Here is a 24,101-nt window from a genome sequence, read left to right as displayed (position 1 = left end):
GAGTTGAGGTTTAAGATGGCATCTGTATCCATCCGAAATGCAATCAAGAAATATGGCAATGTCGGCGTTCTGCATGGCGTGTCAGTCAATATTGAAGACGGCGAATTTGTCGTACTCGTCGGCCCTTCGGGCTGCGGAAAATCCACGCTCCTGCGCATGATCGCAGGACTTGAGGAAATCAGCGATGGTGAAATCGCCATTGGTCCGCGTGTGGTCAATGACCTGCGCGCCAAGGAACGCGATATCGCCATGGTATTCCAGAATTATGCGCTCTATCCGCATATGACGGTTGCCGACAATATGGGCTTCGCGCTCATGCTGAAAAACGCGCCGAAAGAAGAACGCGACAGCCGCGTTAATCGTGCAGCCGAAATTCTCGGCCTCAACAAGCTGCTGGATCGCTTTCCACGCCAGCTTTCCGGCGGTCAGCGTCAGCGTGTGGCTATGGGCCGTGCGATTGTGCGTGATCCACAGGTGTTTCTGTTTGACGAACCGCTGTCCAATCTCGATGCCAAGCTGCGCGTGCAGATGCGCGGCGAGATCAAGGGGCTGCATCAGCGTCTGAAGACCACCACGATTTATGTGACCCACGATCAGATCGAAGCCATGACCATGGCAGACAAGATCGTCGTCATGCGCGATGGTCTGGTGGAGCAGATCGGTGCGCCGCTCGATCTCTATGATCGTCCGGCCAATATGTTTGTTGCGGGCTTTATCGGCTCGCCATCGATGAACTTCGTCAATGGCAAGATCGAGGAAGGTTCGTTTGTGGCAGATGGCGGCTTCCGTATGCCGCTTCCTGAAGGCGATTATGCAAGTCTTTCGGGCAAGGCTGTTTATGGTATGCGCCCCGAGCATATGAAGATTGCCGATAACGGCGTACCGGTCACAGTCGAGATCGTTGAGCCGACCGGTTCGGAAATCATGGTCATGGGCAAGCTCGGCGATCAGCCAGTCACCTGCCTGTTCCGCGAGCGCCTGACAGTGCGTCCGGGTGATGTGCTGACCATTGCGGTTGATCCGGCAACCAGCCATGTGTTCGAGCCGGAAAAAGGCATGCGCGTCAGTCGCTAAATCATCTGTCAGCAATGAAAAACGCCGGGGTTTTCCCCGGCGTTTTTGATATTTGTTTTACGCGCATCTTATCTGATCGGAGCGGGAACAGAAATTAGTCCAGTGGACTAATTTCCCCGCGTAGGCGGTTCCCACTTTTCGGGATGCGCTCTATTCTGCAGCTTCTTTTACAGCCATCGGGTTATTCGGATGGGTCGTCCAGTTGGCATATTGTGCCGGGATCGGTGCCTTGGTGCGCGGATCGAAATCGCCGATCTGCTCCATGGTGATGCAATCCTCGACCGGGCAGACATTGACGCAAAGATTGCAGCCAACGCATTCCTCATCGATCACCTCAAAGTGCCGCGCACCATTCACCAGATTGGTGATTGCCTGATGTGAGGTGTCTTCGCAGGCAATATGGCAACGACCGCACTTGATGCAGGAATCCTGATCAATACGTGCCTTGGTGACATAATTGAGGTTGAGATACTGCCAGTCACTGACATGCTCCACGGCCATGCCGCGGAAATCATCAAGCGTCTGATAGCCTTTGCTGTCCATCCAGTCGGAAAGACCATCAATCATTTCTTCAACGACCTTGAAGCCATAGGTCATTGCAGCAGTACAGACCTGAACGGTGCCGCAGCCGAGCGCGATAAATTCAGCAGCATCGCGCCATGTGGTAATGCCGCCAATGCCTGAAATCGGCAGGCCATAGGTTTCAGGATCGCGTGCAATTTCCGCCACCATGTTCAGCGCAATCGGCTTGACCGCTGGTCCGCAATAACCGCCATGACTGCCGCGCCCATCAATCGACGGAACCGGCGACATGCTGTCCAAGTCGACCGACACAATGGAATTGATTGTGTTGATCAGCGATACGGCGTCGGTGCCATTGGCCTTTGCGCCGCGTGCAGGTTTGCGGATATCGGTGATGTTTGGTGTCAGCTTGGTGATCACCGGCATACGACTATATTGCTTGCACCATTTCACGACCATGCCGACATATTCCGGCACCTGACCGACGGCCGCACCCATGCCGCGTTCGCTCATGCCGTGCGGGCAACCAAAGTTCAGTTCGATGCCGTCAGCGCCGGTTTCTTCCACCAGTGGCAGAATGGCTTTCCATGCTTCTTCTTCGCACGGCACCATGATCGAAGCGATCAATGCGCGGTCGGGCCAGCGCATCTTCACTTCTTTCATTTCGCGCAAGTTCACTTCAAGCGGTCGGTCGGTGATCAGCTCGATATTGTTAAGACCAAGCAATCGCCGGTCAGCGCCATGGATAGCGCCGTAGCGCGGACCGTTAACATTGACCACCGGTGGGCCTTCGGAACCCAACGTTTTCCAGACCACGCCACCCCAGCCAGCCTTGAAAGCACGCTCGACATTGTAAGCTTTGTCAGTCGGCGGAGCCGAAGCCAGCCAGAACGGGTTTGGCGACTTGATGCCGAGGAAGTTCGTTGAAAGATCAGCCATGTTTACTCTCCTCAGCCCTGTTCCTGGCCCAAAGGCACGCTGCGGTCACGATGGGCAGACGGAGTTGGCGCATGAAGCGCGCCGCCCGACAGCACCGCATCGGCAAAGCCTTCAATCGCTTCGGGACGTTTCGTCAGCGTCGCATGGATGGATTCAGCGGCAACCTTGCCGTCTTCCACCGATGCAACGGTCAGATCCTGTCCACCTGCAACGCAGTCGCCCCCCGCCCAAATGCCCTCAACGGATGTGCGACGTTCATCATCGACGCTGATGCGTCCTTTGGAGAGTCCGATGCCTGAACCTGCAATTGGCTCTGGTTCAAACTTCTGACCGATAGCCTTGAAGACCTGATCGGCTTCAAGAATGAGATATTCGCCGGTGCCGGAAAGCTTGCCGCTATCGGCATTGGTATATTCAAACACTACGGCATTGACGGTGCCGTCTTCGCTCCGCTCAAGTGCATGTGGCTGCAACCAGTGACGGATCACCACGCCGTGGATCTGCGCCAATTCCTGTTCATAGGCGCTGGCATTCATGCTTTCCTGACCGCGACGATAAACGATTGTCACGTTTTCAGCGCCGAGCTTCTTGGTCTGGATGGCAACGTCCACTGCGGTCATGCCGCCACCGATAACCACAACATTGCGGCCCACAGGCAGGGATGAGAGGTCTTTCGCCTGACGCAGATTGGCGATGTAATCAACGGCATCGATCACATTGGGCGCATCTTCGCCAACAAGTCCCAGATCATTCACGCCGGGCATACCCATGCCGAGGAACACCGCATCATAGCCCGCCTTCAGCGCTTCAATGGTGATGTCCTGACCGAGTGTCTGGTTATACTCGATATTGATCGCGCCGATTTTCAGCACGAATTCCAGTTCGCGCTGGGCAAAATTATTGACCGTCTTATAGGCGGCAATACCATATTCATTGAGACCGCCGCCTTTGGGGCGCGCTTCAAAAACCGTCACCCTAGATCCAAGCATCGCAAGGCGGTGCGCCGCAGAAAGACCCGCTGGACCCGCGCCAACAATGGCGATGTGCTTACCGGTATCAGGTGCGCGCTTGAATGGGTGATTGCCGGTTTCCATCAGAACATCGGTGGCATAACGCTGCAATTCGCCAATCTTGACCGGCTTACCTTCCGAAGTTTCGCGAACACACACTTCTTCGCAGAGCGTTTCGGTCGGGCAGACGCGGGCGCACATGCCGCCCAGAATGTTTTCTGAAAGAATGGTCTTTGCCGCACCGATAGCATTGCCGGTATTGATCTGGCGAATGAAACGCGGAATGTCGATGCTGGTCGGACATGCATTCATGCAAGGCGCATCATAGCAATAATAGCAGCGGTCGGATTCAACGAGGGCTTCGTGCTTGTTGAGCGGCGGATGCAGATCATCGAAAACATGCGCATAGTCGGCCTTTTCCAGCCGTGAGCCATGGATATCAGGCCCGTTCGCGTGTCCCGGATTATCAATTGCATCAATAGGCGAATTCTCTGCTGATCTCATCGATCGCATCTCCCATTTTTGCTTGTTAAGGCGCGGGTTCCCTTTGCGCACCTTGAACTCTGTTCCGGGCTGCGATCTTTATCGTCGCGTGATGCCCGTTAATGACAGGATGACAGATTTTTACGGAAGGTCAAATTTTTTATCATCTGGTCAATTTATGACTTTTAGGCACTACAAATGTAGAAAAGGCCCGGCTTTGAAAGCACGGGCCTTTGTAACTTGATGGGAGTATAAAATCAGATTGTCTCTGACTTGATAATATTGTTGTCAGAGGTTTCGTCTGTCTCAGCGCCCGGGAAAGCTTCGGCTTCTTTAGGAAGGGCAGGGCGTGAGCTTAGCACCAGCGCACAGCCAGCAATGATGACGGCCGCTCCGACAAACTGGATGATGGAGAGCTGTTCTTTCAGGAAAACCGCTCCGACCAGAACCGCAATCACCGTGACTGCAAATTCGACGCTGATGGCTTTTGTTGGTCCGACGTTTCCGACCAGTCTGAAATAAAGCACATAGGTGAGGGCGCTCATCACGCAGGCCGAAATCAGCAGAAATGCAAAATCAACCAGCCCTGGCACGGTTGGCACTGGGATGGCGACGATCAGTGGCAAAGTCAGGATGCCGCCAAAGACGAATGCGCCAATGGTGGTTTCCCAAGAGCCTGCGGTTGAAAGGCGACGGCTTGCATAATTGCTGCCGAAAGCTGCCGAGAAGCAGGAGAAAAGCACAGCAACACAGCCCATGATAAATTCAGGCGTAATCGCAACAGCCGGGAAGCCGACCAGAAGCACGATGCCGGTGACACCAAGCAGCAGGCCGATCAGGCCGCGTGAAGTAATGCGCTCAAGCCCCCAGAGCTGGCTGATGACCATCGAGAAAAGCGGAATGGATGCAACGCAGATCGCGGCCATCGCTGTTCCGATCAGTGGCGTGCCATAGGAAAGGCCGATCAACTGGCCCGCAACGGTGGTTGCACCAACAACGGCAAAGGGTTTCCAGCCAGCCTGAAAATCAAGCTTACGCCCGGAAAGTTTGGCGATTGCAAACAGAGTCCCTGCGGCAATGAAGGAGCGGAAGGCAACCGCACCAACCCAGCCGAAGGCCTCGACCACGCGCAGCACCACGAGGAACGATAGCCCCCATGCTATGGCTAGGAAAATATAGGTCGCGGTGTCTCTGGGTTTCATGCCGATAGGCCTTCATCATGCTGCTGGATTATCGACTATCTCATAAGGACGAAAAGCAAAAACGCTTTCCCATCTATTCTCATACCATCTTGGAATGAAATTATGCCGTTTTTGCAGCGGCATTTTGTGCCGCTTTTTGTGCCGCCGCAGCACCGATATTGGCAAAGAAGCGGTCTGCAATCTTGCGTGCGACCGAACCGAGAAGTTTCGACCCAAGTTGCGCGATCTTGCCACCGGCATCGCCACGGATCACGTAGCTCAGGATCGTGTCATTACCATCTTCAGTCAGAGTTACGTCGGTGTCGCCATGCGCAAAGCCCGCAATCGAGCCTTCACCGCGCCCGGAGATCGTATAGGAGGCAGGCGGGTTCATGTTGGAGAGTTCAAGCATTCCGTGGAAACGCACTTTGATCACGCCGAGGCTGACTTTCAGCGCGGCTCGAATTTCTGTTTCAGACAGACGTTCCAGATCTTCGCAGCCGGGAATGCAGTTTTTCAGCGTATCGATGTCGTTGAGTGCGTCCCAGACGGCCTGCCGGGGTGCGCTAATTCTCTCTTCTCCGACGAGGTCCATGCTTTGACTAAACTCCTGATCAACCTAAATTGATGCATATGCATATATGGAACCACATCAAAAGGAAAATTTCTGTAATTTAACGGATGCATTTCTCGAATAAACTGCTTAATTATCCGCAATTAAATCGATTTGATTGACTGGGAGTACCATCATGGCAAGAGACACGGCGAAGCTTGAAACAACGGTCGCAAAGCTGAAGAAACATTGGGCGGAATCTGCACCAAAAGACATGCGTGCCGCATTCAAAGCCGATCCGGGCCGTTTTGAGCGCTATTCGCTGTCGCTTGACGATCTGCTGTTTGACTGGTCGAAGGCCCGCGTCAATGATGAGACGGTTGCACTTTTGACTGAACTTGCTGAGGCGGCCGATGTTGAAGGCCGTCGTGCTGCAATGTTTGCAGGTGAGCACATCAACAACACCGAAGATCGCGCTGTTCTGCATGTGGCCCTTCGCGACACCACGTCGAAAGAAGTGCTGGTCGATGGCCACAACGTCCTTCCGGATGTGAAGGAAGTGCTCGACCGTATGGCTGCCTTCTCCGATGGCATCCGCTCCGGCTCCATCAAGGGTGCGACAGGCAAGAAGATCACCGATATCGTCAATATCGGGATCGGCGGTTCCGATCTCGGCCCGGTCATGGCGACGATTGCGCTTTCGCCTTACCATGATGGCCCACGCGCACATTATGTGTCGAACATCGATGGCGCGCATATTGCCGACACGCTCAATGTGCTTGATCCGGCAACGACGCTGATCATCGTCGCGTCGAAGACCTTCACCACCATCGAGACCATGACCAACGCGCAGACTGCACGCAAATGGATTGCAGATGCGCTGGGCGAAGATGCCGTTGGCGCACATTTTGCTGCCGTCTCGACCGCGCTTGATAAGGTTGCCGCATTCGGTATCGGCGAAGAGCGCGTCTTTGGTTTCTGGGATTGGGTCGGCGGTCGTTATTCGGTCTGGTCGGCGATTGGTCTGCCAGTGATGATCGCTATCGGTGCAGATAATTTCCGCAAGTTCCTTGCTGGCGCACATTCGATGGACGTGCATTTCCGTGATGCACCGCTGGAAAAGAACCTGCCAATCTGGCTCGGCCTTATCGGCTATTGGCACCGCGCTATCTGCGATTATTCGAGCCGCGCAGTCATCCCTTATGATCAGCGTTTGGCGCGTGTTCCAGCCTATCTCCAGCAGCTCGACATGGAATCGAACGGCAAGAGCGTGACGGTTGACGGCAAGCCGGTTTCCGGCCCAACGGGTCCGGTTGTCTGGGGTGAGCCTGGTACGAATGGCCAGCACGCTTTCTTCCAGCTGCTGCATCAGGGCACCGACACCATTCCGCTCGAATTCATCGTTGCGGCAAAGGGCCATGAAAAGCATCTCGATCATCAGCACGAAATGTTGCTCGCCAACTGCCTTGCGCAGTCGGAAGCCTTGATGAAGGGCCGTACGCTCGATGAAGCCCGCGCGCAGCTCCAGTCTAAGAAGCTGCCTGAGGCGGAAGTCGAACGCATTGCACCGCATCGCGTGTTCTCCGGTAACCGTCCGTCACTCACACTTGTTCACGACAAGCTGGATCCGTTTGCATTCGGTCGCCTGATCGCTCTTTACGAACATCGCGTGTTCGTGGAAGCGCAGATTTTCGGCATCAATGCGTTTGACCAGTGGGGCGTGGAGCTTGGCAAGGAACTCGCAACCGAGCTTCTTCCGGTCGTTTCGGGTGCAGAATCTGCTGAAGGCAAAGACGGTTCGACAGTGGGTCTCGTTGCCCATTTGCATGCACGCCGCAAAGCCTGATATTACAAACAGGTGGATAAGGATAAAGCCGGGTTTCACACCCGGCTTTTTTTCCGTCTAGGTATGAAGTGCTGAATGAAAATGGGAACTGAAATGAAGACCGAGATTATCGAGTTTGCCGGCGATGTACCGGGTAACGCCATTGAACTGCGTGTGCTGCGCTTTGCAGGCAAAGACAGCGATGCGCCGACCGCCTATTTGCAATCTTCGCTGCATGGCGGTGAATTGCCGGGACAGGCTGCTCTGCATTTTCTCGTGCCGATGCTGAAAAAAGCATCTGAAGAAGGCCGCATTCTCGGCAATGTCACGGTTATCCCACAAGCAAATCCGATTGGCTCGAACCAGTGGCAGGCACATCAGCATCTGGGCCGCTTCGAGTTTTTCTCGGCGGTTAATTTCAATCGCGCTTTCCCGCTGCTGCCGGATTTCGACACGTCTGAATTGCCCGGCCCGGATGCACCGGTAGCACTTGCACAACGGTTGAAAAGCACGCTTCTGAAGCTTGCTCTCGAAAATGACATTGTGCTCGATCTTCATTGCGATGATGAAAGCGAAAACTACGTCTATATCGCCAAGGAATTTGTGGAAGACATGAAGGATCTGGCCGTGGCGCTCGGATCGACTGCGATCCTCGCATGGGACACGACAGCGGACGCAGCTTTTGAGGAAGCCTGCGCGCATCCTGTTCTGCAACTGCATGCCGACAAGCGCAACATGAAGCGCCGCGCCGTCACTACGGTTGAATTCCGGGGCTTAAGCGATGTCTATGCCGATATGGGCAAGGGTGATGCCGAAGGCCTTTACAAGTTCCTCGTCCATCGTGGTGTGATTGTCGACGAAAGCGTAAAGCTCGATCTCGACTATAAGGGTCTCATCACACCGCTTGAAAATGTAGAGATGCTGCGCGCGCCTGAAGGTGGCATGGTGCTCTATCATGTGGTTCCGGGTGATGTGGTGGAAGCGGGCGCAAAGCTAGTAACGGTCGTCACAAAGCCGGGTGAACCGGAAGGCGACATTACGCTGACCGCGCCGCAGGCAGGCCGTATCCTCACCCGCCGCACATTGCGTTATGTCCGCCGTGGTGACGATCTGCTGAAACTGCTTGGCTCAAAGCCTTCGGCAGTCAAGAAGCGTTCCGGCGCGTTAGAGGCATGAGTGCATCCCTTTTCTCCGAAAAGTTGAAATCAATCCGTGCCATCCTGTTCGATAAGGATGGCACATTGATCGATTTTGACCGCACATGGTTTACCGTGTCGTGGAACCTCGCACAGCGCACCGCCAATGGTGATGAGCATCGTGCAAAATCGCTGCTCGATGCGGGCGGTTATGACTGGGAAGCATCGCGTTTTCGCGCCAATTCGGTGATTGCTGCCGGTACGGTCGAAGATATCGTTCAGCTCTGGCACCCGGATATTGACGAGGCTGGTTTCAAAGCCAAGATCGCTGAGTTTGATAGTTATACGGTTGCTGAAGGTGCGCGTTCTGCGGTTGCAATTGAAGGCTTGAAGGAAACCTTGGAAACCCTTCGCGAGATGGGTTTTATCCTTGGCATTGCGACTAACGATTCAGAAGCGGGCGCCCATGCCACAGCCAGGGCGCTGGGGATCGACCATTTGTTTGATGTCGTGATCGGCTATGACACGGCAGAGCGCCCAAAGCCATTTGCAGACCCATTGCTCTATTTTGCGAAAAAAGTGGGCCTTGAACCGGGCGCAATCGCCATGGTGGGCGACAATCTGCACGATCTTGAAACGGCACATGCTGCAAAAGCTGGTCTCGGCGTTGGCGTTCTGTCCGGCAACAGCCCACGCGAAGCGCTTGAGCCTCATGCCGATGTGGTGCTTGATTCCATCGCTGACTTGCCAGCTTTGTTCAAATGATTCTGGCTGGATGGTAAAACGCCATCCAGCAGCCATTCTGTCATTTCCGGCCAAAGACTTTGAGAAAATCGCGAGCGGAAAAAGCCGAGATGACCGATTGGCTGGCCGCCAGTGTCGGCTGGTGAATACCAGCGCTGCTCAATTGGCGCGCTGGTATGATAGCTTAAAAAGTGGCTGACGGCGCGCCGCGTACCCCACGGATCATCTTCCAGTCCGACTGCAAGAACAGGCGTTTTGACCTTGGCCAAAAGCTCAGCTGCGCCAAGCTGCGGATCGTCAAAGAAATAGTTCTTCATCCGGCACCACCGCGCCCAATCGCGGAATACCGATCCGGGGATTGGCTCGCCATTCATCCAGCGTGGCATATTAGGTGTGAGGTAGGAGACAGGCACGCCAACGATATTCATGCGTGGCCAGACCCATTTATCGTCCAGAAGATGCACTGCACCCGACATGGTTGCCACCATGCCATAACGTGAGAAACCGCTGGAACAATCAGAAATGCCCAATGCCTGTCCGCCAAACGATTGACCGATGCCAACCATCTCATGTCCTGGCGCAACTGCCTGCAAATAGCGAAGTGCGGCAGGAAAATCCTCAACGGCCCAATCCTTGAAACGGATTTCGGGCACTGCCTTGCGGGCACGGCGGGAAGCGGCGACGCCACGATAATCGTAAGTTAGAACCGCACGCGCACCGTTGGCGACGAGGTGCTTGGCAAAGGAGGAATAAAAGCCTTGCGGCACGGCGGTTGCCGATGAAATCAGCACAAGGGGCTTTCTGCCTTCGCCATGGAACAGCTGCCCACAAAGTGGGAAGCCGTCGCTGGCTTCAAAGGTGACTTCTTCAATCATCGGCCCATTCCCTTTGACACAATGCTCTACCGTCTGCGGCTCAGCAGAGCCGCAGTTTGTCATCCTTAATGATTGAGACTGTTTAGTCTCTCAGTTCACGACGCAGGATTTTGCCGACATTGGTTTTCGGCAGTGCGTCACGGAATTCGACTTCGCGCGGACGCTTATAGTTGGTGAGGCGCTGGGCGCAGAAGGATTTCACGTCTTCTTCCGTCAGGTTCGGATCGCGGCGCACCACGTAGAGTTTCACGACTTCACCTGAATGTTCGTTTGGAATGCCAACGGCTGCCGATTCCACGATGCCGGGATGTTCCGCAGCCACTTCCTCGATTTCATTCGGATAGACGTTGAAGCCGGAAACGAGGATCATGTCCTTCTTGCGGTCAACGATCTTGGTGAAACCGTTTTCGTCCATGAAGCCCATGTCGCCGGTACGGAAGAAACCGTCTGGCATGATAGCGCGGGAAGTTTCATCGGGGCGGTTCCAGTAGCCGAGCATGACCTGAGGGCCACGCACGCAAATCTCGCCCACTTCACCAAGCGGCTGATCCTTGCCGTCATCATCACGAATGACAATATCGGTCGATGGCATCGGAAGACCAATGGTCCCGCTAAACTCGGTCGCATCAAGTGCATTGGCTGACGCAACAGGCGAGGTTTCGGAAAGGCCATAGCCTTCCGTTATGTGACAACCGGTCATTTGCTGCCAGCGTTCAGCCACAGGGCGTTGCACCGCCATACCGCCACCCAGTGTGAGAATAAGCGGTTTGAAATTCAACGCTTTGAATTCATCATTGTTCATCAGGGCATTAAACAGGGTGTTGAGGCCCGGAAAAATATGGAACGGATATTTCTGCAGTTCTTTGACGAATGCAGGAATGTCGCGCGGGTTGGGAATGAGGATATTGCGCGCGCCAAGCTTCATGCCGATCATCGCGTTCACGGTCAGCGCGAAGATATGATAGAGCGGCAATGCGCAAACGAAGTTGAGTTCCTTCGGTTTGCCCTTGTTCTGGAAGGCTACATCCATCCAGAGCTGCATCTGCTCAACATTGGCGAGAATATTGGTGTGGCTGAGCATTGCGCCTTTGGAAATGCCTGTGGTGCCGCCGGTATATTGCAGGAAGGCGAGGTCGGAATTGCCGACCGGAACTGGGTTGAAGGATTTGCCGCGCCCCTGCGCCAGCGCATCCTTGAAGCGCACATGGCCCGGAATATTCCATGCTGGCACCAGCTTCTTTACCTTGCGCACCACCAGATTGATGATGTGGCCTTTAAAGCCATGCATATCACCCATCGTGGCAACAATAATGTTCGGTACATGGATGGAAGCCAGTGATTTCTGAACCGTCGCTGCGAAATTTTCGAGCACAACCAATGCTTTTGCGCCAGAGTCGTTTAGCTGATGCTGAAGCTCGCGCGGTGTATAAAGCGGGTTGACGTTGACGACGACCAGACCGGCACGAAGAATTGCCGAAATAGTAATCGGATACTGCAGAATATTTGGCATCATGACGGCCACGCGGTCGCCCTTGACCAATCCACGCGACTGAAGCCAGGCAGCAAGCCCGCGCGAGTTTTCGTCCAGATCCTTATAGGATAGATCCTTGCCCATGCAGGTGAATGCTGGCCTGTCTGCAAACTGACGGCACGCATTGGAGATCATGTCGCCAATTGAAGTGGCTTTGCTCAGATCAATCTCATGCGGAACGCTTTTCGGATAGGATTTCAGCCAAATCTTATCCAGTGCAGGTGCTGTTTCAGCTGCAGTGCCCACTGCTGGGCTCGACGTGGTTTTGGTTTCTGTTGCCTTTTTTACCATGCCTTCTCCCCGGATTGCTCCGTCCGTTGTTTGAGCAGCAAGCCCGCCACCCTTCTCCCAATGATGCCAGATCCTCAATAAAGGAAAGGCATGCTCCTCAAAAATTAATGTGGTCGACTTTCGTCGTAATCGCAAGAGTTACATTGACGTAAGCGTAAATTAAAATTTGAGAGAACGTCTCTCCCAATAATTGCGGAGAGGGGTTCACGATGCGGTGAGGGAATGTCTATTGGAGATACAAAGTGCAGCTTTACGCGACAGGAACCGGTTCGCGGCGCATGGATTTCATCATGGTTTTGATGGTTTTTCCACCATCGCTGACCAGATCGAACCCGCGTTCACTTCTGAGCCATTCATTCAGCAGGCCACCCAATACGGCGAGCAGGATTTGCGCGGCTGAAAGGGAAGTCCATTCGCTGGAAAGCTCTCCGCGTCGTTCTGCAACTTCGAGCAATCCCGTAAAAAGCGAAAGCACATTCGCGCGTGCTTCTTTTAGATGCTCAACGAGCGGAGCGATCTCGCCGACATATTCACAACGTTGGTGGATGATCGTGAATAGATTCTGCTGCCGCTCATTGGTGATGAACAGTTCAAGTGCTGTCAGGATCGACTGTTCAAGAACATAAAGAGGATTGGGATGGTCACAGGCGGCCGCCTGTAGCATAATCTCTTCATGTGGGAAGCGAGTTCGGTTGATTAGCGCTTGAAAAATGTCGAGCTTGTCGTGAAAATGGAAGTAGATCGCACCGCGTGTCACACCAGCATGACCCGCAATCTCCATCAGAGTAGATTGCGTTAAACCGCGTTCCAGAAAGACATGCTCGGCGGCCGTCAGAATAGCATCACGGGTTTCCGCGGCCTCGGCTTTGGTCCTGCGCATTCGGGTTCTTTCGATATTCCAAGGTGAATAAAAACCCCAAAGCCGTCTCGGGATTTTACTTCACAATTGGGATAAATCATTCGTGATATGTAACATTAGGTGATTGACTATAACACGGTAATTCGTATTTACAAACATTCGTGTATGTTTATTCGGCCGCACCGTGCGACATCAAGGGCAACTCCCATTATGACCATGAACCGTTCTATTCGGCTTTTTGCGGCAGGAGCCGCATTTTTCATTATTGCAGGACAGTCTGCCTATGCGCAGGCACCAGGAGGGGCTACGCCACCACCTCCGCCGGTCACTGTTACAGAACTCAAGGCGCAGAACGTTTCAGTCCCTTATGAATATGCCGCTCGCGTGAGCGCATATCGTGATGTTCAGGTGCGTGCTCGCGTTGGCGGCATTCTTTTGCATCGCAACTTTATTGAAGGCACGGAAGTCAAAGCTGGCGACGTGCTTTTCGAGATCGATCCGGCACCATATGAGGCTGAAGCTGCTCGCGCACAGGCGCAGGTTGCGCAGGCTGAGGCTACCTATCAGCAGTCGATCCGCGATGCGGAACGGGCCGAGCAGCTCGTTCAGCAGAAGGTGCAGAGCACAGCCGTCCGTGATACTGCCCTGGCGACGCGAGACCTTAACAAGGCTGCAGTTGCGGCTGCCAAGGCGCAGTTGCGCACGGCAGAACTGAACCTGAGCTATACCAAGGTTACGGCGCCTATCAGCGGCATCACCAGTCTCGAACAGGTTTCCGAAGGCAGTCTGATCGGTACGGATGCTTCGTCGAGCCTGCTGACATCGATCACCCAGATCAATCCAGTTTACGTCAACTTCTCCTTCACGGACTCGGAAGCTGCGGAAATCCGCAAGCTGCGTGAAGCACGCGGAGCGACGGGACAGGATGCGGATCGTCTGCGCATTCGGATTCTGTTTGGTGACGGCGATGCCTATGACCATGAAGGCACCATCGACTTCACATCCTCATCGCTCGATACGGAAACCGGAACACTTGGTGCCCGTGCTGTCGTTGACAATCCTGATCAGCGCTTGATCCCAGGTCAGTTTGTTCGCGCATCGATCCTTGGCGTAACCATCGACAGCGCAATTCTGGTTCCAAAAGCAGCCCTGATGCAAAGCCCGCAAGGCCAGTTCGTCTATGTTGTGAACAAGGAAAACGTTGCGGAAGTTCGGCCAGTTACGGTTTCCCGCGAACTGACGGACGCATGGCTTGTCAGCAAAGGCGTTCAGGCTGGCGACCGTATCATCACCGAAGGTGTGATCAAGGCGGCCCCGGGCAAAACGGTTCAGCCGGTTGAAGCTTCAGCTGAAAAGGCTGCAGGCGAAGCTGGAGCAGAGGCCGGAAAAGAACAGGCGGCAGACAAGCAATGAATAGATTCTTCGTCGACCGTCCGGTTTTCGCGGCGGTCATCTCCATCATCATTGTGCTGGCAGGCCTCATTGCGATGCGGATCCTGCCTGTCGCGCAATATCCCGAGCTGACGCCGCCCCAGGTTGTCGTCAGCGCGACCTATCCGGGCGCAAGTGCTGAAACGGTCACGCAAACCGTTGCGGCACCGCTTGAGCAGCAGATCAATGGCGTCGAGAACATGCTTTATATGCAGTCCTCGAGCCTTGGCAGCGGCACCATGCAGCTGACCGTGACCTTTGCTCTGGGCACCGATCCGGATCAGGCAACGATCAACGTCAACAACCGTGTTCAGCGTGCAACGTCGTCTCTGCCGCAGGAAGTGCAGCGTCTCGGCGTGACCGTCGATAAGCGCTCCAGCACCATTCTCGGCATGGTGGCGATGTTCTCCACCACGGATCGCTATGACCGTACCTATGTTGGTAACTACGCGCTTTTGAACGTCATCGACGACCTCAAGCGCCTTACTGGTGTGGGCGATGTTCAGCTTCTCGGCAACATCGATTATTCGATGCGCGTCTGGCTGCGTCCGGACAAGCTTGCACAGTATAATCTGACACCAACCGATGTTCAGACGGCAATTCAGGAACAGAACGCACAGTTTGCGGCAGGTCGCTTTGGCGATCAGCCTGATCCGCAGGCAGGGCCGTTTACTTACACGGCAACAACGCAAGGCCGTTTGCCGGACGCATCAGCGTTCGAAAACATCATTCTTCGTTCCGACAAGAATGCTGCAACGCTGCGTCTTAAGGACGTTGCCCGTGTGGAACTGGGTACAGAAAGCTATCTGGTAGATAGCGCCCTCAACGGCACTCCGGCTGTTCCGATTGCGATTTATCTGCAACCGGGCGCCAACGCGCTCAACACGATGGAGCTTATTCAGAACCGCATGGCGGAGCTGAAGGCAAGCTTCCCTGAAGGCATCGACTATTCGGTTCCATTCGATACGACCAAGTTCATTAAGGTCTCTGTCGAGGAAGTGATCCATACTTTCATCGAGGCTATCATCCTCGTTGTTCTGGTGGTCTTCATCTTCCTTCAGAACTGGCGTGCAACGCTTATTCCAGTCATCGCGGTTCCAATCTCGATCATCGGTACATTCGCGGGCATGTATGTGCTTGGCTTCTCCATCAACCTGCTGACATTGTTCGGTCTGGTTCTGGCGATCGGTATCGTCGTGGACGACGCCATCGTGGTGTTGGAAAACGTCGAACGTATTATGACGACCGAGAAACTGCCGCCGCGCGAAGCTGCCATCAAGGCAATGAGCGAAGTGACAGGGCCGGTAATTGCGATTGTTCTGGTGCTCTGCGCCGTGTTCATTCCGGTCGCTTTCATGGGCGGTCTGGTCGGCGAAATGTATAAGCAGTTCGCTGTTACGATTGCGATTTCGGTGACGATCTCCGGTATCGTGGCTTTGACGCTGACGCCCGCACTCTGCGCGCTGATCCTGAAGCCCGGCCATCATGAGCCGATGCTGCCATTTCGTATCTTCAACCGCTTCTTCGACAGTTTGACGCGCGGTTATACCAACGGCGTGCGCTTCTTCCTGAAACGCGCTGCTATTGGCTTGCTGATTTTTGCAGGTCTGTTGGGCGGTACATATTATCTCTTTGAGAAAGTACCGGGATCGCTTCTGCCAGACGAAGATCAGGGCTTCCTGTTCAGTGTGGCCATCCTGCCGCCAGCGGCATCGCTGGAGCGCACAAGTGCGGTTCTTCATGAGGCCAGCGAAAATATTCGTAAGCATCCCGCGGTAGAAAGCGTGTTTGAAGTCTCCGGCTTCGACCTGCTCTCGGGTGGTCTTAAGACCAGCGCCGGTACGATGTTCATCATGCTCAAGGACTGGAAAGAACGCACGACGCCGGATCTCGACGCGCGCAATCTGCCCGGTGCAATCATGGGTATGAATGCGGGCATTCAGGATGGTCTGGTTCTGGCATTCAACCCACCTCCGATCATGGGTCTCAGCACGACCGGCGGTTTCGAACTTTACGTGCAGGATCGTACGGGTGGCGGTGTTGAATCGCTGACTAATGCGACCAAGCTTCTGACAGATGCCGCGGCCAAGCGCCCGGAACTGACGGGTGTGCGCACAACGTTTGATCCGAACGTGCCGCAGTATGATATCCAGCTTGACCGTGAAAAAGCCAAGGCGATGGGCGTGCCGATCAATTCGGTCTTCACCGCCATGCAGGCGACCTTCGGTAGCGTTTACGTCAACGACTTTACGCTTTATGGCCGCAACTATCAGGTCAATCTGCAGTCGGAAGCCGAGTTCCGCCGCGACCCGAGCGATTTGAAGCATGTGTTTGTGCGCGCCGATTCTGGCAGCATGATCCCGCTGAGCGCACTGGTAACGGTCAAGCGCGTTGTTGGCCCTGATCAGCTTGAACGTTTCAACGCGTTTAATGCGGCTAAGGTCACGGGTAATCCGGCACCGGGTTACACGTCGGGTGACTCGATCAAGGCGATGCAGGAAGTGGCTGCTGAAGTGCTCCCGCAGGGCTATCAGATTGCATGGACTGGCTCTGCCTATCAGGAAGTCACGACAAGCGGCAGCGGTAGTCAGGCTATGATCTTCGGCTTGCTTATGGTGTTCTTGATCCTTGCCGCCCAGTATGAACGCTGGAGCCTGCCACTGGCAGTCATTACCGCTGTGCCTTTCGCGATCTTCGGTGCGTTGCTGGCAACTGATCTGCGTGGTCTGACCAACGACGTCTACTTCCAGATCGGTCTGGTGACGCTCATAGGTCTCGCGGCAAAGAACGCGATTCTGATCGTGGAATTTGCAGTGTTGCAACGCGAAGAGGGTAAGTCAGCCATCGAAGCTGCTGCTGAGGCTGCTCGCCTGCGCTTCCGTCCGATTGTGATGACGTCGCTGGCGTTCATCCTTGGTGTGGTCCCGCTGGCAATCAGCTCTGGTGCAGGTTCGGCAAGCCGTCACTCGATCGGTACCGGCGTTATCGGTGGTATGTTGGCTGCGACCTTCATCGCGACCTTCTTCATTCCGATGTTCTATAGCCTGATCGCACGCAAGCCGCCTAAAAAGCGTCCTGATGATGTAGCTGGAGCGCCAGCGCCTGTGCAGCAGCAGGCAGCACATGGCGACGAGAGCGGTGCGACGCACTAAAAGTGATCAGCGCCGGCATATTCCTACGGATGTGCCGGGGTTAGAGAATAAGAAAAAGCCCCGCTCTCAAGCGGGGCTTTTTGTTGAATGCCGTAAGGCGCCAACGGAGCATCTGATGACTCAAGCGCATCCTATGGCCCATCATTATTTGGAAGCTTATGTGCGAAGTCTACCAAGCGCTATCCGCACCTGTTCGCTACGCTTCGTCAAAATCCATCGCCATCTACAGGCTCGTGACCGACAATCTATCTCGGGATCACCTGACTTTCTTAGAAATGCGTCATTATGCTTTGAGCAATCGCCCAAAGGATAATTGCTGCAGGAACAGTCAGGCACGCCAGAAAAATCCCAAAGAACACATAGGTTGCTTCATTCGGCGACCGCTGGGTCTGTGCAGGAGACTTGTGCCAATGAGTGCTGATGCCTTGGTACATGTATAATTCCTCCTTCTCCTCGATTTTGATTATCGATTAAAAGAAGAATTCTTCAAGAACAAATAAACATATGGATTTATTGGGAAAATGTGATATAAGGCGACACGAAATTACATAATAAGACGCGATTTAGCGCTTTAGTTTCCTGAAAATCTAATTCAATATTTTGATTTCAAATAATTTTACTTATGTACTGTAAGTATCGAATGGTCGGAAATTTCAATAATCACTGAAAATTCGCGGTGCTGCGTTCCCGTTGGTGCGACAAAATGGCACGAAATTCTGCGGCATGCGTCGGTCAAAGAGTGGCATGAACGGGCGTAATCCGTAGCACAGATGATTCTGCCACGCGATTCATGCGCAGCTGTTGCAGGTCTTAATCAATAGAAGCTGGTTGGGAAGTAGCGCAGATAGAGCTCTGTGAGTTTGCCCTGCTGCTGTAATGACTGCAACGCACTGTTAAAAGCGATTGCCAGAGCAGCATTCTTTTGAGCGACAGCAATTGTCAGACCTGAGCCAAGATATTGCGGTGCCAGATATGGCCCGTCTGTGAAGACGCAGCAATCATGAGCCTGATCACTTTCAAGCCAGAATGACAGCGACATGCCGTCATCAAAAGCAGCGGTGATCTCACCTTTTTGCAGTGAAGCTAAGAGAGCAGCGCGGTCGGGAAATGATTTGGCAACGGCTTGTGGAAAATATGCTTTTAAAAGCTGTTCATGCGCAGAGCCTGCTACAACGCCAATGTCTTTGCCGCGTGTTGAAATCGCCGCAGGTTCGGAAAAGCTATTTGCTTTTTTGGTTATGAAGCGTGCGGGAAAGCGCATATAGGCGCGGGTGAAAACGAATTTCTGCCGGCTTTGCGCATTGACACTCAAGCCTGCGATGATTGCTTCCGCTTCACCACTTTCCAGCTTGGCTTCAAGTTCATTCCAGGGAACAGCCTCGATCTGGCATATGTCGCTCAATCCCATTTGACTGCAGAGCGCTTTCGCAAGGTCAATATTGTAGCCTGAAAGTTGTCCGGCTTCGTTAAGTGCATTGAAGGGCGGGAAATCGAGCGTCGTCACGAAGCGCAGTCGATTAAGTCCCTGAAGGGATGGCAAGGCCAGCCTTTCCTTCTGGTTGAAGAAGTCAGGTGCCTTGGGCGCGGGCTGGGCGCTGACGGAGATGCCGCTGGCAAGCCAGCAAGCTGCAACCGCTATGCTCAAAAGGTGCCGTTTCATTGGAGCCTTGTGTAAGCAATATCTGATAATTTCACGTTAATAGAGCCTATGTGGAAAACTATGCAATGAATTTGAATGGGTTGGCATTAATTTGACCGTAAAGATCCTGAATATAGTCAGAGTTAAATAATTCTGTTTCAATTTAAAATAGAATGAAATAAATATCTATATAGTGGGGTTGTTTTCTAAATACATAATTTAGTTAAATAAATAATCCTCATGGAGCATTATAATAAATATTAGTGAAAAATAAAAATAGTCCATTAGTAGTGCGGGGGTACTATGAGTAACGGATCGATTGCTTCCGATCTGGGGATATGCACGGCCATATCTGCCAGATTGGAGCGACGCGGTGTGTCGCGTGATTGCCTGACGAAAGCCTATGAAGCATCCATCATCAACGGGACAAGCTTTTGCGTCGAAATTTCGCATCAGCGGGGTGTTTCAGAGACGTTGTTGTTTGAAGCAATAGCTGACTATCTCGAATTGACATTCACAGAGGAGGTCCTCTCGTCACGCGTCTTTGTTACGGGTGAAGAGACATCGGCGATTTTTACGGAGCCGGGACTGTTGATGGTGCTCGGAAAGGACGGCACCTCCTATCTTTATCTCGCCCCTACTGAAAGTCGTATTGCAAAACTGCGCGACCATATTCAGCAAACACCAGAACTGCGGGAGCGGATTAGAGTTTCCACACCGTCGGTCATCAAGAAGATTCTTCGCCAGCGCCATCAGAAGGATTTGATCGCGCGGGCGCATGGAATGACGCCGCAGCTGTTTTCAGCAGCCCGGGTCCTTGAAACGCCACAGGCTTTCATCATTGCGATGGGGCTTTATGCGTTTATTGCGAGTTTCGTGAATTGGCCGTCAAAAACTATTCTATTCCTGCACGTCTGTCTGACATTGTTTTTTTTCGGCTGTGTACTCATCCGCCTCTTCGCAGCGGTTTCAAGCCGTCGTCTGCGTTTTCCAGAAATCGTGCCGTTTAATCGACGCGACTTGCCGGTCTACTCTGTTCTGGTACCGCTCTATCGTGAACAAGCAGTTGTGGGGCAACTAATTGCTTCGCTGGAGAGGCTTAACTGGCCGCGCAGCAAACTCGATATCAAACTTGTCTGCGAGAGAGACGATTTTGATACCATCGGGGAAATCAGGGCGAGGTCTCTTCCATCAAATTATGAGCTGGTTCTCGTTCCAACAGGCGGTCCGCGCACCAAGCCGAAGGCGTTGAACTATGCGCTTCAATTTGCACGCGGCGAAATCATCGCCGTCTTTGATGCAGAGGATCGTCCTCATCCAGATCAGCTGCTTGAGGCATGGCAGGCGTTTCAGCGGGGTGGCGATCAGCTTGCTTGCGTTCAGGCGCCTTTGATTATCGGAAACTTCCGGCAAAACCTGCTCACGCGTATGTTTGCATTTGAGTATGCCACACTGTTCCGTGGGTTGTTGCCATGGCTTGCTTCCCAAGGATTGGTTATCCCACTGGGCGGCACATCCAATCACTTCCGCCGTTCCTGCCTTGACCAGGTTGGTGGGTGGGACGCCTATAATGTCACCGAGGATGCCGATCTTGGAATGCGGCTCGCTCGCTTTGGTTACGGTATCGATGTTATCACGCGGGGCACCGTCGAAGACGCGCCGGTTGACTATTCGGTCTGGCATAAGCAGCGCACGCGCTGGATCAAAGGCTGGATGCAGACATGGCTCGTTCATGGACGTAATCCATATGCCACCTGGCGCGAGCTTGGCTGGTGGCGCTTCGTCGTCAACCAGATTTACACCTTGGGTATTATCGGTTCGGCGCTTCTGCATCCATTCATGCTGGTGACCGTGCTGGTTCTTGCAGGGTTTATGCTGTTTGGCCCTCTCGATTCCCAAAACCAGTGGCTGTTGCGCATTGATATGATCAATATCATGCTGGCCTACCTGAGTTTCTATGTGCTTGGATCGAAGACTATGGAGCCGACGGAATTAGGCGGTTATGCCTATATTCTCGCCATCCCAGCCTATTGGGTCTTGATCTCAGTTTCGGCATGGCGAGCTCTGTGGCAGCTGGTGTGGAAGCCGCATCTCTGGGAGAAAACACCACACCAGCCAAGCACGTTCTATTTGCCGGAATCGGATGCCGCCGGTGTTTTGGAAGCAAGAAACTCAGCGCCTCGTCCGATAATGGATTGATCTTCGGGGCCGATGGCTTCGCGATCACGCCCTTCATAAGGCAAACTCAGGAGAATGCGCCGGATTGCAGCCAATCTGGCGCGTCTCTTATCGTTGGATCGAATAATCGTCCATGGCGCGTAACCGCTATCTGTGCGCTCGAGCATGACATGCAGCGCTTTGGAATAGTCATCCCAGCGTGAAATGCCCGCAACATCCATCGGTGAGAATTTCCAGCTTTTCAGTGGGCTGTGGCGGCGCTCATGGAAACGCTTGAGCTGCATTTCCTGTCCGATATCCAGCCAGAACTTGAACAGGTGGATACCTTCGGTGACGATCATCCGCTCGAAATCAGGCGTTTCCGTCAGAAACGTTTCAAGTTGCTCGGGCGTACAGAACTGCATGACGCGCTCAACACCTGCACGGTTATACCAGGAACGGTCGAAGGTGACGAATTCACCCGACGTGGGGAAGAGCTGTACGTAGCGCTGAAAATACCATTGACCGCGCTCGGTTTCAGTGGGCTTTGGCAAGGCGACATTGCGCGCAGTTCTGGGGTTCATGAACTGCCGGATGGTGAAGATTGTTCCACCTTTTCCAGCAGCATCCCGCCCTTCAAAGACGCTGATTACCCGTCCACCGGTACTTTGCAGCCAGTATTGCATTTTGACGAGCTCGATTTGAAGCCGCTCCAGCGTTTCCTCATAATCCTTCGATTTCATTTTATCAGGATAAGGATATCCGCCAGATTGCAGAGCCTGGTCATCAATCCAGTCCGGAAGCTTGGGATCGTTGATGTCGAACTTGTGGGTGTCGCCTTCGATTTTGATCTTCAGAGGCTTGTCGCCGGATTTTGAATTGTCTTTTTCCGCTTTCTTTTTGTTAGCTGTCTTTGAACTGTCACCCACGGCAAGCTCCTTTGGTTTATATAAAGGCACGTTTACGCAGTGCCCGCCGAAACTAGTGCATGCCGCAGAAATTGGGAAACCGTCTTCGCGGGGAAATCAGTTTACTGGGCTGATTTCTAATCCCGCTACGATCCGATAACGACATGCGCAAGAACAAGGACTTAAAGCGCATCATTTGGAAATGATAAAATGCGATACGCTTTAATGCATGATATGGGCTGTTTATAAGCCGCGTAAAGGATCGTTGACCCGCTTTCGGGACAATTACATGCGTAAGGTAAATGGCTTGCGCGCTGTCTGAATTGAGAGATTTGAGAATGAATGAAAGCAGCAACCAACCTTCTCCCGGTTCCGAGCCAGAGGAAACCCTCTTTGCTCCGCTTCTCAGGGTCAAGGGTGTGCTTATTGCCAGCCTGGTGTTGGTGGTTTGCATCATGGTGCTGGAGTTGCCCTTGTGGTTTCGCATCCTTTTGATGGTTCTGGTCGTCGTTGGCGCCATCTGGGTCGCAAGCGCCACGCGCGATGACCCTGTTGAGGAAAAGCTGCAGGATGAACATCCCGTCAATGAAATGGCTGGTGTTTCCGGTGAGCGGCTTGCCGATCTTCTGACCGATCCGATGATTGTATTCGATCAGCGTGGAACTGTGCTGTTCGCAAATGCTGCAGCGCTCAGTGCCTTCCAGTCGCTTGAAAAAGATACAGGTCTTTATCTGCGGTTTCGTGCTCCGGAAATGCACGCACTTATTCAAGGCGTGATTGCTGACGGTGAGCCGCGCAGCATAGATTATTTCGAGCGTGTGCCGATTGACCGCTGGTATAAGGCGATGGTGAAGGCTCTAAGGGATGCATCGGGCAAACCGGAACTTTTCGTTCTTCTGTTCCGCGATCAAAGTGAAACACGTCGCATCGACCGTATGCGTTCGGACTTTATCGCTAATGCCAGTCACGAGTTGCGTACGCCGCTTGCCTCATTGCTTGGGTTCATCGAGACGCTGCAAGGCCCGGCACGCAATGATGCAGGCGCACGCGAGCGGTTTCTGGGTATCATGCAGAAACAGGCCGAGCGCATGTCGCGTTTGATTGACGATCTGCTTTCTCTCTCACGTTTGGAAATGCGCGCGCATTTGGCGGTGAGCGAATGTGTGGATATGACCGCTGTGCTCAACCACGTAGCCGACACGCTGACACCTCTCGCCGCGGGTCTTGATGTCGTCATTGAGCGGCACTTCCCGGATCATCAGGTCAACGTGACTGGCACCAGAGATGAACTTATCCAGGTTTTCCAGAACCTCGTTGAAAATGCCTGTAAGTATGGGCAGGGCGGCAAACGTATTATTCTAAGCCTGGAAGAAGAGAGCAGCGAAAATGCCTCGGAAGTCGTAGCTTCGGTGCAGGATTTTGGTCCGGGCATTGCTGCCGAGCATCTCCCGCGGCTGACCGAACGCTTTTACCGCATCGATGTCGAAACAAGCCGCGCTCAAAAGGGAACAGGTCTGGGACTTGCTATCGTCAAGCACATCCTCGCTCGCCATCGCGCCCGCCTTGTTGTGCGCTCGCAGCTTGGCGAAGGTTCTACCTTTATGGTCCGTCTGCCCAAGCGGGCGTAGGCAGATCATCCATGCTTCTTATAGCATTTCCAGCAAAAGTGCGAAGCGGTTTTGCGTAGGATAATGCGTAAAAACAAATAGTTACAGCGATTCCAACGATTCTTTCTTAACTGGAACCGCTGTAACGGACAGTTGGGAGCTGCCTTGAGGAGAGAGCAAAGAA

At 53.5% G+C, this 24,101-nt stretch carries 17 protein-coding genes; 8 read left to right on the top strand and 9 right to left on the bottom strand.

What is annotated here, in order from left to right; all coding sequences use genetic code 11:
* Positions 1–15: 15 nt before the first annotated feature.
* On the top strand, positions 16–1,074 hold the full coding sequence (locus tag ABWV94_RS04545; protein WP_007873473.1) for an ABC transporter ATP-binding protein: 1,059 nt from the start codon (positions 16–18) through the stop codon (positions 1,072–1,074).
* 150 nt (positions 1,075–1,224) lie between these two features.
* Here the strand turns inward: ABWV94_RS04545 and preA are convergent, their stop codons facing one another.
* From preA to ABWV94_RS04525, 4 genes are all read right to left on the bottom strand, one after another.
* Positions 1,225–2,535 (bottom strand): NAD-dependent dihydropyrimidine dehydrogenase subunit PreA, encoded by a 1,311-nt coding sequence (preA, locus tag ABWV94_RS04540; protein ID WP_113496005.1) that lies wholly within the window; start codon positions 2,533–2,535, stop codon positions 1,225–1,227.
* 11 nt (positions 2,536–2,546) lie between these two features.
* Positions 2,547–4,058, bottom strand: coding sequence for an NAD(P)-dependent oxidoreductase (locus tag ABWV94_RS04535; RefSeq protein ID WP_181152468.1), 1,512 nt, complete (start codon positions 4,056–4,058; stop codon positions 2,547–2,549).
* A gap of 227 nt (positions 4,059–4,285) precedes the next feature.
* Positions 4,286–5,230 (bottom strand): DMT family transporter, encoded by a 945-nt coding sequence (locus tag ABWV94_RS04530; protein WP_113496003.1) that lies wholly within the window; start codon positions 5,228–5,230, stop codon positions 4,286–4,288.
* A 100-nt stretch (positions 5,231–5,330) separates the two neighbouring features.
* Complete coding sequence (locus ABWV94_RS04525) at positions 5,331–5,804, bottom strand: SRPBCC family protein (RefSeq protein ID WP_007873480.1); 474 nt, start codon at positions 5,802–5,804, stop codon at positions 5,331–5,333.
* Positions 5,805–5,958: 154 nt separating this feature from the next.
* Here ABWV94_RS04525 and pgi point away from each other — a divergent pair, with 154 nt between their 5' ends.
* From pgi to ABWV94_RS04510, 3 genes are all read left to right on the top strand, one after another.
* Complete coding sequence (gene pgi, locus ABWV94_RS04520; RefSeq protein WP_353412718.1) at positions 5,959–7,608, top strand: glucose-6-phosphate isomerase; 1,650 nt, start codon at positions 5,959–5,961, stop codon at positions 7,606–7,608.
* A 93-nt stretch (positions 7,609–7,701) separates the two neighbouring features.
* Positions 7,702–8,763, top strand: coding sequence for a M14 family metallopeptidase (locus tag ABWV94_RS04515; protein WP_113496204.1), 1,062 nt, complete (start codon positions 7,702–7,704; stop codon positions 8,761–8,763).
* Complete coding sequence (locus tag ABWV94_RS04510; RefSeq protein ID WP_113496001.1) at positions 8,760–9,488, top strand: HAD family hydrolase; 729 nt, start codon at positions 8,760–8,762, stop codon at positions 9,486–9,488. Before ABWV94_RS04515 ends, ABWV94_RS04510 begins: the two co-directional genes overlap by 4 nt.
* Here the strand turns inward: ABWV94_RS04510 and ABWV94_RS04505 are convergent.
* The 3 genes from ABWV94_RS04505 to ABWV94_RS04495 form a co-directional block, all read right to left on the bottom strand.
* Positions 9,434–10,342, bottom strand: a complete 909-nt coding sequence (locus ABWV94_RS04505) for an alpha/beta hydrolase family protein (RefSeq protein WP_353412715.1) — start codon at positions 10,340–10,342, stop codon at positions 9,434–9,436. The genes ABWV94_RS04510 and ABWV94_RS04505 overlap by 55 nt on opposite strands.
* Before the next feature lie 82 nt (positions 10,343–10,424).
* Positions 10,425–12,164, bottom strand: coding sequence for a long-chain fatty acid--CoA ligase (locus tag ABWV94_RS04500; protein ID WP_247645068.1), 1,740 nt, complete (start codon positions 12,162–12,164; stop codon positions 10,425–10,427).
* 250 nt (positions 12,165–12,414) lie between these two features.
* Positions 12,415–13,044, bottom strand: a complete 630-nt coding sequence (locus ABWV94_RS04495) for a TetR family transcriptional regulator (protein ID WP_064320149.1) — start codon at positions 13,042–13,044, stop codon at positions 12,415–12,417.
* A 189-nt stretch (positions 13,045–13,233) separates the two neighbouring features.
* Here ABWV94_RS04495 and ABWV94_RS04490 point away from each other — a divergent pair, with 189 nt between their 5' ends.
* Together ABWV94_RS04490 and ABWV94_RS04485 are read left to right on the top strand one after the other, a co-directional pair.
* Positions 13,234–14,436 carry an efflux RND transporter periplasmic adaptor subunit gene (locus ABWV94_RS04490; protein ID WP_113496000.1) on the top strand — a complete coding sequence of 401 codons (1,203 nt, stop codon included), beginning with the start codon at positions 13,234–13,236 and terminating at the stop codon, positions 14,434–14,436.
* Positions 14,433–17,606: an efflux RND transporter permease subunit gene (locus ABWV94_RS04485; protein ID WP_113495999.1), complete on the top strand. Its 3,174-nt coding sequence runs from the start codon at positions 14,433–14,435 to the stop codon at positions 17,604–17,606. The genes ABWV94_RS04490 and ABWV94_RS04485 overlap by 4 nt, the downstream gene beginning before the upstream one ends.
* 814 nt (positions 17,607–18,420) lie before the next feature.
* On the opposite strand, the gene ABWV94_RS04480 is transcribed toward ABWV94_RS04485, so the two are convergent.
* Positions 18,421–19,266: a transporter substrate-binding domain-containing protein gene (locus ABWV94_RS04480; RefSeq protein WP_105518149.1), complete on the bottom strand. Its 846-nt coding sequence runs from the start codon at positions 19,264–19,266 to the stop codon at positions 18,421–18,423.
* Between the two features lie 282 nt (positions 19,267–19,548).
* On the opposite strand from ABWV94_RS04480, the gene ABWV94_RS04475 reads away from it, so the two are divergent.
* On the top strand, positions 19,549–21,444 hold the full coding sequence (locus tag ABWV94_RS04475; protein ID WP_113495998.1) for a glycosyltransferase family 2 protein: 1,896 nt from the start codon (positions 19,549–19,551) through the stop codon (positions 21,442–21,444).
* Here the strand turns inward: ABWV94_RS04475 and ppk2 are convergent.
* Positions 21,372–22,331, bottom strand: a complete 960-nt coding sequence (ppk2, locus tag ABWV94_RS04470) for a polyphosphate kinase 2 (protein WP_353412711.1) — start codon at positions 22,329–22,331, stop codon at positions 21,372–21,374. The genes ABWV94_RS04475 and ppk2 overlap by 73 nt on opposite strands.
* A 317-nt stretch (positions 22,332–22,648) precedes the next feature.
* Between ppk2 and ABWV94_RS04465 the strand changes: the two genes are divergently transcribed.
* Complete coding sequence (locus ABWV94_RS04465) at positions 22,649–23,938, top strand: ATP-binding protein (RefSeq protein WP_113158893.1); 1,290 nt, start codon at positions 22,649–22,651, stop codon at positions 23,936–23,938.
* The last annotated feature ends 163 nt before the right edge of the window (positions 23,939–24,101 follow it).

The sequence above is a fragment of the Brucella sp. NBRC 12953 genome (assembly GCF_040369775.1).
In the GTDB taxonomy this organism is placed as follows: Bacteria; Pseudomonadota; Alphaproteobacteria; order Rhizobiales; family Rhizobiaceae; genus Brucella; species Brucella pseudogrignonensis.
The sequence above is the reverse complement of the archived record's forward strand: the minus strand, read 5'-3'. Positions and strand labels throughout refer to the sequence as shown.